The organism is Rheinheimera metallidurans (assembly GCF_036983985.1).
In the GTDB taxonomy this organism is placed as follows: Bacteria; Pseudomonadota; Gammaproteobacteria; order Enterobacterales; family Alteromonadaceae; genus Alishewanella; species Alishewanella metallidurans.
Genome location: NZ_JALAHQ010000006.1, coordinates 89,481 through 103,314, shown reverse-complemented (window position 1 = coordinate 103,314; position 13,834 = coordinate 89,481). Strand labels below are relative to the sequence as shown.

Sequence of the window (13,834 nt, the reverse complement as noted above, 5' to 3'; positions counted from 1 at the left end):
TAAAATGACTGAGGGGCCGAAGCCCCTGTAGTTTTATCTGATTATTACTATACGTCTAAGTTGGCGACGTACAACGCGTTCTCTTCAATAAAGGCGCGGCGTGGCTCTACGTGGTCGCCCATCAGCGTTGCAAATAGCTGGTCAGCACCAATGGCATCCTCAATGGTAACCTGCAGCATACGGCGGGTATTCGGATCCATCGTGGTTTCCCATAGTTGCTCAGGGTTCATTTCACCCAAACCTTTGTAGCGCTGAATATAAAGACCACGCTTAGATTCACTCATCAACCACTCTAACGCTTCAAGGAAGGTTTCAACTGGCTTGGTTTTTTCACCGCGGCGCACAAAGCTATCTGCTTCCATTAAGTCACGAATTTCATCACCTAACTCGGCAATGCTTAAATAATCACGCGACGTAACGAAGTCATGATGTAATAAGTATTCGTTGTCTATACCATGCTGACGAATGATTACTTTAGGCAAGAATAACTGACGCTCACGGTCTTCGTGAATGTCATAGCGATAACTTGAGCCATCACCTTCTTTTGCTTCTAAGCGGTCAACCAGTGTTTTAGCCCACTGCTCACTATAGGCGGCACCTTTAGCTTGAACCACATCTAAAGCAGGCACGTAAATTAACTCGTTTAACAAATTAAACGGTATTTTACGCGTTAAGCGAGTAATGGTTGCTGACACTCTGTGGTATTGACGCACTAACTTTTCTAATGCTTCACCGCCAATGCCTGGTGCATCTGGGTTTACATGCAATGACGCTTCATCTAACGCCAGAGTGGTTAAATATTCAGTTAATGCCGCTTCGTCTTTAATATATTGCTCTTGTTTGCCTTTTTTCACTTTATACAGTGGTGGTTGAGCAATATAGATATAGCCGCGCTCAATTAACTCCGGCATTTGGCGATAAAAGAACGTGAGTAGCAAGGTACGAATGTGTGAACCGTCAACGTCAGCATCCGTCATCAAAATAATGCTGTGATACCGTGTTTTGTCTGGGTTATATTCTTCGCGGCCGATACCACAACCTAAAGCGGTAATTAACGTACCCACTTCTTGTGATGACAGCATTTTGTCAAAACGGGCTTTTTCAACGTTAAGAATTTTACCTTTTAACGGCAGTATCGCTTGGTTCTTGCGGTTACGCCCCTGCTTTGCAGAGCCGCCCGCTGAGTCACCTTCCACTATATAGAGTTCAGACAATGCAGGGTCTTTTTCTTGACAGTCCGCTAGCTTGCCAGGTAAACCGGCAATATCAAGCGCACCTTTACGGCGAGTCATTTCCCGTGCTTTACGTGCAGCATCACGCGCGCGCGCCGCATCAACAATTTTACCTACAATTATTTTTGCATCACCTGGGTTTTCTAGCAGATATTCATTAAGCTTCTCTGCCATCACGCTTTCAACTGCTGATCTCACTTCTGACGAAACTAGTTTATCTTTAGTTTGTGAACTGAACTTAGGATCAGGAACTTTAACACTTACTACCGCAGTTAGGCCTTCACGCGCATCGTCACCTGACGCCTGCACTTTCATTTTTTTGGCGTAACCTTCTTGTTCAATATAGGTGTTTAATACGCGAGTTAACGCACCACGGAAACCGGCTAAGTGAGTACCACCGTCACGCTGTGGAATATTATTGGTAAAGCAGAACACGTTTTCGCTGTAGCTATCGTTCCATTGCATCGCAACTTCAACCGAAATACCATCTTCACGCTGGTCGGTAAAATAAAACGCTTTTGGATGCACGCTGGTTTTACTGCGATTTAAATACTGCACAAAGGCTTCAATACCACCTTCGTATTTAAAATGGTCTTTTCTATCGTTACGCTCGTCGTTAAGAATAATACTAACGCCAGAGTTTAAAAATGATAGCTCACGTAAGCGTTTAGCCAAAATTTCAAAGTGATAATTAATATCACTAAACACGGTTGGGCTTGGCCAGAAACGCAATGATGTACCCTTGTCTTCGGTTTCTCCGATGACAGTAAGCGGCATCTGCGGCACGCCTAAATGGTAAATCTGCTGGTGCACTTTGCCACTGCGGCGAATAGTCAGTTCAAGCTTATCAGACAGCGCGTTAACAACAGACACACCTACGCCGTGCAAACCACCTGACACTTTGTATGAATTGTCGTCAAACTTACCGCCTGCGTGCAGTACTGTCATAATAACTTCAGCCGCCGATACACCCTCTTCGTGCATATCGGTTGGGATACCGCGGCCGTTATCGCGCACTGACACCGAACCATCACTATGAATGGTTACCCAAATGTCAGTACAGTGGCCAGCTAACGTTTCATCGATAGCGTTGTCAACCACTTCAAACACCATGTGGTGCAAGCCTGTACCATCATCAGTGTCACCGATGTACATACCCGGTCTTTTACGAACTGCATCCAGTCCTTTTAATACTTTAATACTCGAGGAATCGTAATTATGTTGTTCGGCCATCGTTATCTGTCCGTGCTGTTAGCTGCCCATGTTCCACGTGAAACATCGCCAGTTGCCCGGCGTCGATAAATGGTGAAACCTGTTCAGCGTTAATTGCAGTAATAAAAACCTGAGAGTTTATATCGCGTAAATAACTAAATATCTGTCGGGTAGACTGCTGGTCTAATTCCGACGCTAAATCATCAATCAGTAACAACGGCTGCTTCCTGCCGCTGTCCCGTATCACATTATTTTGCGCAATTTTAAGCGCAAATAATAACACTTTTAACTGACCACGGGATAACACTTCTTCTGCAGCCCATTGGTCTTTCTTTATTTTTAAATCGGCCTTTTGAGGGCCATATTGGGTAAAGCCCATTCGGTAATCTTGCGTAAAACTTTGCTGCAACAACTGTTGTAAATCCGCAGCAGTTGCTACGCGTTCTGGCCAACCTTGTTGCAATTGAAAGTTTAATTCAGCCATTAGTGGTTGCTCGGCGTCAGCAGTTAAAGTACGAAATGCAGCTTCTAACTGGTTAACATACTTAGCCCGCAACTGCTGTAGCTCAAAAGCTAACTCGGCAAACTGTTGATCCCAAAATTCAAATTGGCTGCCGTATTGCCGGCTAGTTTTTAGCAACGCATTACGTTGCTTTAATACTTTATTAAACCGCAACCAACTATCAAAAAAACTTTGTTCCACGTGGAACAAACCCATATCGAAAAACTGTCGCCGCTCTTTTGGTCCGCCAAAAAACAATCTAAAACTATCGGGTGTAATTAGTTGTACTGGTAATAACTGCGCAAATTCAGCAAGCCTGTTTACATTGGCGCCATTCAGTCTTAGTAGCAAATCGCCTTGCTTGTCACGCTGCAAACCTAAACTATGCGTTTGCTGTTGCTCTGACACTTTAGCATGCAATACAAAACTATTCTCATCATGCTGTATCAGGCGCTGCGTGCGGCTGGTACGAAATGACCTACCGTGCGCCAAATAGTAAATAGCTTCTAATAAACTGGTTTTACCGCTGCCATTCATGCCAATAATTAAATTAAACTGGCGATGCGCTTGCAACGATACTGCCGTCAAATTACGAAACTGGCTAGCGCTAAGAGACAGCAGTGACATAGGTGTTATAAGCGCATTGGCATAACGACGTAAGATGCGCCAACATTACCTACACCTTCGACTAACGCGCTAGAGTTCGCGTCATTTAAATGTAGCAACACCAGATCGGTGGTTAGCGTATTCAGTACATCAAGTAGATAACCCACGTTAAAACCAATTTCTAACTTATCGCCTTGGTATTCAACTTCAATAATTTCTTCTGCTTGCTCATGTTCGGGGTTGTTTGCCACAATTTGCAACTCGCCGCTACACAACGTAAAGCGTACTCCGCGGTATTTTTCGTTCGACAAAATAGAAGCGCGAGTACAGGCGTCTTTAAGCACGCTACGATGCGCGGTAACTAACTTAGTGCTATTACGTGGCAAAACCCGACGATAATCAGGGAAACGACCATCAATTAATTTACTGCTAAAAACATAGTTAGCGTCGGTTAAACGAATATGGTTTTGGCCTAAGCTTAACGTAATAAGCTCGCCATCGTTCGCCAACAAGCGCATAATTTCTAACACGCCTTTGCGTGGAATAATAATCTGCTTTTGCTGGGCAACTAAATCTGGCAACTCAAGACCACTTAACGCCAAACGATGGCCATCGGTAGCTACAGCTTTAACCGCACCATTATCGACTTCAAACAATAAACCGTTTAGGTAATAACGCACGTCTTGATTGGCCATAGAAAAAGCCGTATCGTCTAACAATTTACGCAGTTGCGTTCGGGTCAACTGCAAGTCAACTTCACCCTGCCAGCTTTCTAAATTTGGATATTCAGACGCGCTGAGTGTCGACAAAGTAAACTTAGTTTTGCCACAACTCAAAATACAATTATCACCTTGCAATAGCACCTTTATATCAGCGCTTTCCGGCAAGCTACGACAAATATCTAACAGCTTTTTGGCAGGCACCGTAACTCTGCCTGGGCTTTGTATTGTTAGCGCATCTGTAGTCGCGACTAGCTCAACCTCTAAATCAGTACCGGTTAACGATAATGTGTCTTCGGTTACTTCAAGTAGCACGTTAGATAAAATAGGTAATGTATGACGACGTTCAATTGCGCCGGACACCATTTGCAACGGTTTAAGTAAGGCGTCTCTGTTAATGGTAAATTGCATGAACAAGTCCCTTTACGATGACAAGGTACGGATTAAATTCTGAAAATCTTCTTTTATTTCGTGTGTTTCTTCTTTAAGCGACTCGATTTTACGGCATGCGTGCAACACTGTTGTATGATCACGCCCACCAAAAGCATCACCAATTTCAGGCAAACTATGGTTGGTTAGCTCTTTTGATAAAGCCATCGCCATCTGTCTTGGCCGCGCGACTGAACGCGAACGACGTTTTGACAGCAAATCAGCAACGCGTATTTTGTAATACTCGGCCACTGTTTTTTGAATATTTTCAATCGTAACTAGCTTGTCTTGCAGCGCAAGTAAATCACGTAAGGCTTCACGAACAAAATCGATTGTAATAGGCCGGCCGGTAAAATTAGCATTAGCAATAACTCGGTTGAGCGCACCTTCAAGTTCACGTACGTTAGAGCGTAAGCGTTTGGCAATAAAAAAGGCGACTTCTTCCGGTAAGCGAATTTGGTTCTCATGCGCTTTACGCATCAAAATAGCCACTCGCGTTTCTAGCTCTGGCGGCTCAATGGCAATCGTTAAGCCCCAGCCGAAGCGAGATTTTAAGCGGTCTTCAACACCGTCAATTTCTTTGGGGTAACGATCGCTGGTAAGAATTATTTGTTGGTTACCTTCAAGCAAGGCGTTAAAGGTGTGAAAAAATTCTTCTTGTGAACGCTCTTTGTTAGCAAAAAACTGAATGTCATCGATAAGCAAGGCATCAACCGACCGATAGTAACGTTTAAATTCTTCTATAGCGTTGTTTTGTAAAGCTTTAACCATATCTTGCACAAAGCGCTCTGAATGCATATAGATAACTTTGGCATCCGGCTTTTTCGCTAAAATACCATTACCTACCGCATGTAATAAATGCGTTTTACCTAAGCCGGTGCCGCCATAAATAAATAGTGGATTATAAGCTGTGCCCGGATTATCGGCGACCTGACTTGCTGCAGCACGGGCAAGCTGGTTTGATTTACCTTCAACAAAGTTAGTAAAGGTATACATAGCACGCACGTTGCTAGTAATCATTTTAGGTGCTGGCTCAGGAATTTCTTTAGCAACCGACGCAACGGGCGGTGCAGAGGTAGGTACAAACGCAGGCGGTGCACTAGTGCGCGCTCTATTGGCCTGATTAGAGCCAACATCAAATTTCAACCGTGGTGCATCATCACCACAGTAATCATGGATCAGCTCCATTATTCGGTTCAAATATTTTTCACGTACCCAATCCAGCACAAAACGATTAGGTGCATACAACGTCAGCCCAGAGTCTGAACTGTCAGCTTGTAGCGGTCTGATCCACATACTGAAATGCTGGGCGGGCAATTCGGCTTGTAGTGCTTGCAGGCAATTTAGCCAAACGGACTGATACACCATATCTCCTGAAGCCTTAGTTATTATGATTAAAAAGGCTGGCGTAAGTTAACGAAGCAGACATTATGGTACTATCTTATCCACAACATCAATATTGACTTTTTAAAATTAAGACTTTGCCAAAGAAAAACAATATAAAATACTGAATTTAAACACTAAATTAATATCATTCATTTTCTAATTAGCGCTACTTTTTCAGCGTTAAATTTAAGCAAAATCTAAATTAACCCACACTTTATTCATCGGCAAATAGCCAACCTGTGGAAAACTTTAGCTAAACTAGGATCAGTAAAGATCAGTAGCGAATAAAACGTAGGATCAGATTGACTTTGACCCCTAAACTACTTAGAATTCGCGCTCATTTTTGTTAGCTGCGTTTTGGTACCTTTACTAAAACACAGAGACCTTTAGTAAATATTTCGACCAAACGGGTGAAACTATGAGTAAAAGAACTTTTCAACCAAGCGTATTAAAACGCAAGCGCAACCACGGTTTCCGTGCACGTATGGCTACTAAAAACGGTCGTGCAGTATTAGCACGTCGTCGTGCTAAAGGCCGTCAGCGTTTATCAGCTTAATTAGCTGTTAAGCGCTGCGTGGTCAGCTTGAAATTCGGCAGGGAGTTACGACTGTTAACTCCCAGTCAGTTTGATAACGTCTTCCAACTCCCTTTTCGGGTTTCTTCTCCCCTGTTTACCATCTTAGCTAAAACCAATAATTTACCTCATGCTCGATTAGGCCTTACTATCGCGAAGAAACGTGTTAAATTAGCCGTGCAACGCAACCGCATAAAGCGCTGCGTGCGTAACAGCTTTCGTTTGCATCAACATGAATTGCCTGGTGTCGATTTAGTACTGATGGTGAAAGGTGATATTAGCAATACTGCTAATGATGAGTTACAGAAGCAACTGGAAAAGTTATGGCGCAAAATCGCTCGTCAGTACACCGCTTCGCTATTAGCCTAGCTTTGCTGCTGCTACGCGGTTACCAGAAACTGATTAGCCCTCTATTTGGGCCAAGCTGCCGATTTCATCCGACCTGCTCACACTATGCTATAACAGCAATAGAACGCTTTGGCGTACTAAAGGGCGGTTGGTTAGCTACGAAACGCATATTAAAATGTCACCCCTTACATGCTGGCGGTGATGATCCTGTTCCTGAAAAGCACAATGAGAAAAGCTAAGCCATGGAATCACAACGTAGTATATTAGTTATTGGTCTGGCACTGGTCAGTTTTTTACTCTGGCAGCAGTGGAATATTGACGCTGCACCCAAGCCTGTCACAGCAGTAACAGAAAGTAGCCAGAACACCGGTAGCAGCGCTGCCGATTTACAGTTAACCACTGCTGATACCGAACAATCAGAAACCGCGGCAGTAGTAGCAACGGCAAAAACGATTAGCGTTAACACCGACGTACTACAGCTTAATATTGATAGCCGTGGTGGTGACATCGTAGCTTTAGAGTTGCCTGCTTTTGAATTAAATAAAGGCCAAGGTGATGCATACCCGCTAATGCGCCGCAAAGACGATTTTGAATACGTCGCACAAAGCGGTTTAATTGGTCGCGACGGGCCTGATGATGGCCGCAATGCTCGCCCAGTCTATAATTCAGTACAAAGCAGTTATCATTTAGCCGATGGCGCTGAACAGTTAATCGTGCCACTCACCTTTGACTATAACGGTTTGCATATTGAAAAACGCTTCACTTTTACCGCAGGCCATTATGATGTCCGGGTAGATTATTTAATTACAAACCAAAGTGCGGAAGTAAAAACCGTACAGCCTTATCAACATTTAGTACAAACGATAGAAAGCGGCGCAAAAAGCAGCATGATGATGCCGATCTATCGTGGTACCGCTTATGGCACTTCATCAGAGCGTTATACCAAATACTCTTTTGACGATGTTAAGGATAAAAACCTGCTAGAAGCCACACAAGGTGGTTGGGTTGCCATGTTGGAACATTATTTTGTTGCCGCATGGGTGCCAGAAACAGCAGCTGAAAACCAGTTATACTCGAAAATATTTAACGGCAAAGCGGTTATCGGTGCCAAAGGCCCTGCGGTAAATATTCAGCCGGGTAGTGAAATCACCTTAACCAGCACCTTTTATGCTGGCCCTAAAGATCAAGACAAATTAGCAACCATTGCTAACGGCCTAGACTTAACTGTCGATTACGGCTTTTTGTGGTTTATTTCTCAACCATTATTTTGGTTACTGACCACCATTCAAGGCTTTGTCGTGAACTGGGGCCTGGCCATCATTTGTATTACGCTAATTGTTAAAGGCGGTATGTACCCTCTAACCAAGGTGCAATACGAGTCTATGGCGAAAATGCGTAATTTGAAGCCAAAAATTGAAGAGCTGCAAGCGCGCTACAAAGACGACCGTCAAAAGATGGGCCCAGCGATGATGGAGCTTTATCGCAAAGAAAAAGTTAACCCTATGGGTGGCTGCTTGCCAATGATTGTGCAAATGCCTATTTTCTTAGCGTTATATTGGGTATTCGTTGAAAGCGTAGAGTTGCGTCATGCACCATTTATGCTATGGATTAACGACTTATCGGCACAAGACCCGTATTACGTATTGCCGATACTGTTTGGTATCAGCATGTTCTTAATGCAGCGCTTAACGCCAATGCAAGTAACAGATCCTATGCAACAGAAGATTATGATGTTTATGCCAGTGGCATTCTCAGTATTCTTCTTATGGTTCCCAAGTGGCTTAGTACTGTACTGGTTTGTGAGTAACTTAATTTCTTTAGCTCAGATGTTATACATCTACCGAGGTATGGAAAAGAAAGGCTTACACACTAAAAAAGCTTAATCAGCTAACGCGGTTAGGTGTCATCATGTAGCAGAAAAATGATGATTGCCTTGCCGTTGAACAACAAGCCTGTTTGCCTATCGCGACAGGCTTTTTCTATTAAGAGGCAACGCATGTTTACCACCGACACCATCGCAGCTTTAGCCACCGCACCGGGCCGCGCCGGTGTAGGTATTATTCGTATTTCTGGCCCTGACACTAAAGCGGTAGCCGAAGCCATACTGCGTAAGCTGCCCAAACCGCGCTACGCCGACTATCTGCCGTTTTATGATGCAACACAACAGATACTCGACCAGGGCATCGCCTTGTTCTTCCCAGGGCCAAATTCATTTACTGGTGAAGATGTATTAGAGCTACAAGGCCATGGCGGGCCGGTACTACTTGATATGCTATTAAAACAAGTGCTAGCACTGCCCAATGTGCGCATTGCTCGGCCGGGTGAATTTTCTGAACGCGCGTTTTTAAACGATAAACTCGACCTAGCCCAAGCAGAAGCCATTGCCGATTTAATCGATGCCAGCAGTGAACAAGCAGCACGCTGCGCGATGCAATCGTTACAAGGCGAGTTTTCAAAGCGTATTCATGAACTAGTAGAAAAGGTTATTTACCTACGAATGTACGTAGAAGCCGCTATCGACTTCCCAGATGAAGAAATAGATTTTTTATCTGATGGCAAAGTTGCCTCTGATCTTGCCGACATTATCGATTACTTAGCTACCGTAAAAAAACAAGCAGCCCAAGGCAGTATCTTGCGCGAAGGCATGAAAGTAGTTATCGCCGGTCGACCAAACGCCGGTAAATCTAGCTTATTAAACGCTTTAGCCGGGCGTGAAGCCGCCATTGTCACCGACATTGCTGGCACCACCCGCGATGTACTGCGCGAACATATTCATATCGATGGTATGCCGCTGCATATCATTGACACTGCAGGTTTACGAGAAGCCACCGACGCGGTAGAACAAATTGGCATTGAACGCGCTTGGCAAGAAATAACCCAAGCCGACCGGGTATTATTTATGGTTGATAGCACTACCACCGACGCTACTGATCCGCATGATATTTGGCCCGACTTTATTGACCGATTACCCGCCAACTTAGGCGTTACCGTAATTAGAAATAAAGCCGATTTAACCGGCGAGTCAATGACGCCAAGCTTAAGCACAGAGAATAACAGCACCGTTCCGGTATACCGGTTATCGGCAAAAACCGGTGTCGGTATAGACGCATTACGCGAGCATTTAAAGCAATGCATTGGTTTTGACGCCAGCACGGAAGGCAGCTTTTTAGCCCGCCGTCGTCATTTAGATGCACTGGACCGCGCGGCTGAACACTTAGCCATAGGCCAAGAACAACTACAAAGTTATATTGCCGGCGAAATACTGGCTGAAGAGTTGCGTTTAACTCAGCAATATTTAAACGAAATTACCGGTGAATTTAGCTCAGACGATTTATTAGGCAGAATATTTTCGAGTTTTTGTATCGGTAAATAGCACCGCGTCGCACCCTGTGCTAACAAGCTTATCAAGCAAAAATAAAAGGCAGTTACTGTAATAATTAACTGCCTTTTTGTATTTTCTTGCCAAACTACGCCGTGTTACTTCGAAGCGAAGTCATTAAGGTAAGAGTGATAGTTAGTACGGTATTGCTCTACTGTAAGTGGCTTCTTGTTTATGTCGACCATCAGCGCATCAAAGGCTTTAATGTAGTTTGCATTTTCCAGCTGTGTCACTGATGGAAATACGGGTACTTGTTTATCCGTTTTTACTTTATTCATCATAGCCTTAATGTTAGCTATACCATTTGCTTCCTGCACATATTGATACGCTAAACCATAATGCTTATAAGCAATGCCAGGGTCGCCATACTCGTCGAAAAAATTAATGACTTTAGTGGGATCATACTCGGTATGTTGTGACGCGGCGGCGCGGTTCTGCCCGCTTAAATAAACTGCTTGTCCTTCACTAAACCAGCGCGGCAAACTGAGGCCTTCAATGCCTGCTGAAAGCGCATACTGCATACTGTGAACCAGTTCATGAACAATTAATTGATTAACGCTATAAGGCACACCTTTTGAATAAGCACCAATATTAATACCGGCTAAATGCCCCTCGCCCCAACCTATATCTGAACCGCTTTCATGAATACAAACGTAGATCTTATTCTGTAAACGTATTTGCTCAACTGAGGTGTAGCCACTGTAGGGGTCGGCTATTAATGTTTGCGCCACTTGGTCTAAGTTAGCTTGTTGTGCTGTAGCCGTTAGCCAAGCAGAAACCGTTGCATAATCTGTATTTTGGTCAAAAGTCGCTGGGTAAACAAAACTGCCGTAACGCTGACCCGCTTGGTTTAAAGTACTTAAGCCTTATCTTAATTTTTGCCGCGCGGTTAAGCTTACGTTAGTACGTGCCGCATAATATTCAGCTTTTGTTATCGCCATTGCCGCTAAAGCTAGCAAATGACGATTCAACCCAACCGGCAGCGGCAAAAAAATCGTCATTTGCTAGCTTTGGCTCACCAAAAACCAGTGCATTATCGGTTTCATAGTAGCGATCACGATAGGTACTCTGGCAAAGTTCTGAATTAATACCAAAGTTATAGTCTGATGAATACCCATCAATATTTGGCGTATAAAATACACCCGTTTGATTACTGTCTTTAAATACGCCCGTATCTACCAACACGGCAACGTCTTTTGTTTCACTACTGCCACAGCCCAATAACAAGCCAGAGACAACTAAACCAAGAACAATCTTATTTATCATATCTACTTAATTTTATTAAATATTTTCTGAATTATACTATAGATCAAGTTTATTAAGAACCACCGTTCTGCTCGGTAGTTTGCACAGAGCAATGTTACAGCGCACTTATTGACATTTGGACGTCTAGATGTTTATATTGAATCAATTACATTGCTCACCACATACCGCATAGACAGGATTTTATTATGAAACGGGAAACCATAGCGTTACACCACGGCTACCAAGCAGATGATCAACAATCAGCAGCTGTACCTATTCATCAAACTACATCTTTTTGTTTTGACAGCGCACAACACGCGGCTGATTTGTTCGATTTAAAGCAAACCGGTAATATTTACTCGCGCATTATGAATCCCACCTGCCATGTACTAGAGCAACGTATTGCAGCTCTAGAAGGCGGTATTGGCGCTTTAGCCGTTGCTTCAGGCATGGCTGCCATTACCTATGCTATTCAAACCCTAGCTGAAGTTGGCGACAATATTGTTTCTGTTAATCAGCTATATGGCGGTACCTACAATTTATTTGCTCATACCTTACCACGCCAAGGTATAACGGTACGTTTTGCCGATAAAGACAACTTAACCGCATTAGCGGCATTAATTGACGATAAAACCAAAGCGATATTTTGCGAAAGCATTGGTAACCCGTCAGGCGCTATTGTTGATATTGCCGCGTTAGCCGAGGTTGCACACCAACATGGCGTACCACTAATTGTTGATAACACCGTGGCTACGCCATTTTTATGGCGGCCGATTGAACATGGTGCCGATATCGTAGTGCATGCCGCAACGAAATATATTGGCGGCCATGGCACCACTATTGGCGGCGTTATTGTTGATTCGGGTAAGTTTCCTTGGGCCAAGCATGCTGCACGTTTTCCATTACTTAACCAGCCTGATGTGTCTTATCATGGTGTTAATTACAGCCAAGATATTGGCGAAGCCGCCTATATCGCAAGAGCACGCGTTGTGCCACTACGCAACATGGGCGCTGCGTTATCGGCACAAGCGGCTTGGAACTTACTACAAGGTTTAGAAACCTTGGCGTTACGCATTGAACGTGTATGTGAAAACACCTTAAAAGTTGCGCACTTTTTACAGCAGCACCCACAAATAAGTTGGGTAAATTATGCGGCGTTGCCAGAGCATAAAGACCATGCTTTAGCGCAAAAATATCTGCAAGGTCAGGCTTCAGGTATTTTGAGCTTTGGTTTAAAAGGCGGCAAAGCCGCCGGAGTGAAATTTTATGACGCGTTAAAATTAATTTTGCGCTTAGTAAATATTGGTGATGCGAAAAGTTGTGCCGCTATTCCAGCAAGCACTACGCATCGGCAATTAAACGATGAAGAATTAAAACTCGCGGGTGTATCTGCTGATTTAGTCCGCTTGTCGATTGGCATTGAGCATATTGACGATATTATTGCCGATTTAAGCCAAGCGCTGGTGGCGGCAGTATAAAACGTCTATTTACTAGCACGCTGGTAGGGTAGTTACGCTAACGAACCGGCTTACTCACGCTAACACGCCGTAAACCCATCCCTGGGGGCTCGTTTCAGGCATCCATGCCTTCAACGGTTAGCTTAGAGCAAGTCGGTTCTCGCTTATATGCTCGATATCGCTCTAAAGAGGTCTTTTGCTGATTTACTAACTCAACACCAATACATTAATTAACGAGCATAGGTTGCGGTTAACGTAGCTTTAGCTAACGACATAGCGTTGAGCATAAAACCCACTACCGCTGCACTGGCGTCATCTGCTGCCGGCAATGTTTCTTCGGGTAAGGCCCACACCGTAAATTGATAACGATGCATACCATGGCCTTCTGGCGGGCAAGCACCACCAAAGCCTTTAAAGCCATAGTCATTGTTAAAACACCGGCTACCCGTTGGCAAGCTGCCCTTGCCTGCACCTTGCGCTAAACCGGAAGCTGACGCTGGAATATCGGTTACTAACCAATGCCAAAAACCCGAGCAAGTGGGTGCATCTGGATCAAATACGGTAACAGCGAAACTTTTTGTACCTGCTGGCGCATTATGCCAATGTAATGCAGGTGAAATGTTTTTTCCGGCGCAACCGAAACCGTCAAACTCCTGCGCTACCGCCATAAAATGGCCTTCTTTAATATCTGTGCTGGTAAGGTGAAATGTTGTACTGGTCATACTGCCCTCTTAATGTAAGTGAC

The 13,834-nt window shown here is 44.1% G+C and carries 13 protein-coding genes; 6 read left to right on the top strand and 7 right to left on the bottom strand.

Annotation, left to right across the window (positions count from 1 at the left end; all coding sequences use genetic code 11):
* Nucleotides 1-47: 47 nt before the first annotated feature.
* Genes gyrB through dnaA form a run of 4 tightly spaced genes read right to left on the bottom strand, consistent with a single transcriptional unit; the run spans nucleotide 48 to nucleotide 6,065 of the window.
* A complete protein-coding gene (gyrB, locus tag MN199_RS13885) occupies nucleotides 48-2,465 on the bottom strand; it encodes a DNA topoisomerase (ATP-hydrolyzing) subunit B (RefSeq protein WP_132580693.1) in 2,418 nt (805 codons plus the stop codon).
* Nucleotides 2,449-3,573, bottom strand: a complete 1,125-nt coding sequence (gene recF, locus MN199_RS13880; RefSeq protein WP_335739840.1) for a DNA replication/repair protein RecF — start codon at nucleotides 3,571-3,573, stop codon at nucleotides 2,449-2,451. The genes gyrB and recF overlap by 17 nt, the downstream gene beginning before the upstream one ends.
* A gap of 5 nt (nucleotides 3,574-3,578) precedes the next feature.
* Complete coding sequence (gene dnaN / locus MN199_RS13875; RefSeq protein ID WP_132580687.1) at nucleotides 3,579-4,682, bottom strand: DNA polymerase III subunit beta; 1,104 nt, start codon at nucleotides 4,680-4,682, stop codon at nucleotides 3,579-3,581.
* Nucleotides 4,683-4,694: 12 nt separating this feature from the next.
* The gene (dnaA, locus tag MN199_RS13870; RefSeq protein WP_132586877.1) at nucleotides 4,695-6,065 is read right to left on the bottom strand and encodes a chromosomal replication initiator protein DnaA; all 1,371 of its coding nucleotides are present in this window, start codon (nucleotides 6,063-6,065) and stop codon (nucleotides 4,695-4,697) included.
* A gap of 439 nt (nucleotides 6,066-6,504) precedes the next feature.
* On the opposite strand from dnaA, the gene rpmH reads away from it, so the two are divergent.
* The 5 genes from rpmH (at nucleotide 6,505) to mnmE (ending at nucleotide 10,381) form a co-directional block, all read left to right on the top strand.
* Nucleotides 6,505-6,642: a 50S ribosomal protein L34 gene (rpmH, locus tag MN199_RS13865; protein ID WP_027670565.1), complete on the top strand. Its 138-nt coding sequence runs from the start codon at nucleotides 6,505-6,507 to the stop codon at nucleotides 6,640-6,642.
* 18 nt (nucleotides 6,643-6,660) lie between these two features.
* The gene (gene rnpA / locus MN199_RS13860) at nucleotides 6,661-7,029 is read left to right on the top strand and encodes a ribonuclease P protein component (protein WP_132586598.1); all 369 of its coding nucleotides are present in this window, start codon (nucleotides 6,661-6,663) and stop codon (nucleotides 7,027-7,029) included.
* Entirely contained in the window at nucleotides 6,984-7,247 is a 264-nt protein-coding gene (gene yidD / locus MN199_RS13855) for a membrane protein insertion efficiency factor YidD (protein ID WP_132586596.1), read from the top strand. Before rnpA ends, yidD begins: the two co-directional genes overlap by 46 nt.
* A 3-nt stretch (nucleotides 7,248-7,250) precedes the next feature.
* Nucleotides 7,251-8,891 carry a membrane protein insertase YidC gene (yidC, locus tag MN199_RS13850; protein ID WP_335739839.1) on the top strand — a complete coding sequence of 547 codons (1,641 nt, stop codon included), beginning with the start codon at nucleotides 7,251-7,253 and terminating at the stop codon, nucleotides 8,889-8,891.
* A gap of 113 nt (nucleotides 8,892-9,004) precedes the next feature.
* Nucleotides 9,005-10,381 (top strand): tRNA uridine-5-carboxymethylaminomethyl(34) synthesis GTPase MnmE, encoded by a 1,377-nt coding sequence (gene mnmE, locus MN199_RS13845; protein ID WP_335739838.1) that lies wholly within the window; start codon nucleotides 9,005-9,007, stop codon nucleotides 10,379-10,381.
* A gap of 104 nt (nucleotides 10,382-10,485) precedes the next feature.
* Here the strand turns inward: mnmE and MN199_RS13840 are convergent, their stop codons facing one another.
* Both MN199_RS13840 and MN199_RS13835 read right to left on the bottom strand, forming a co-directional pair.
* A complete protein-coding gene (locus MN199_RS13840; protein ID WP_335739837.1) occupies nucleotides 10,486-11,118 on the bottom strand; it encodes a hypothetical protein in 633 nt (210 codons plus the stop codon).
* 190 nt (nucleotides 11,119-11,308) lie between these two features.
* Nucleotides 11,309-11,653, bottom strand: a complete 345-nt coding sequence (locus MN199_RS13835) for a hypothetical protein (protein WP_335739836.1) — start codon at nucleotides 11,651-11,653, stop codon at nucleotides 11,309-11,311.
* Nucleotides 11,654-11,838: 185 nt separating this feature from the next.
* Here MN199_RS13835 and MN199_RS13830 point away from each other — a divergent pair, with 185 nt between their 5' ends.
* A complete protein-coding gene (locus MN199_RS13830) occupies nucleotides 11,839-13,110 on the top strand; it encodes an O-acetylhomoserine aminocarboxypropyltransferase/cysteine synthase family protein (protein WP_132586588.1) in 1,272 nt (423 codons plus the stop codon).
* A gap of 209 nt (nucleotides 13,111-13,319) precedes the next feature.
* On the opposite strand, the gene MN199_RS13825 is transcribed toward MN199_RS13830, so the two are convergent.
* Complete coding sequence (locus tag MN199_RS13825; RefSeq protein WP_132586586.1) at nucleotides 13,320-13,811, bottom strand: YbhB/YbcL family Raf kinase inhibitor-like protein; 492 nt, start codon at nucleotides 13,809-13,811, stop codon at nucleotides 13,320-13,322.
* Between the last annotated feature and the right edge of the window lie 23 nt (nucleotides 13,812-13,834).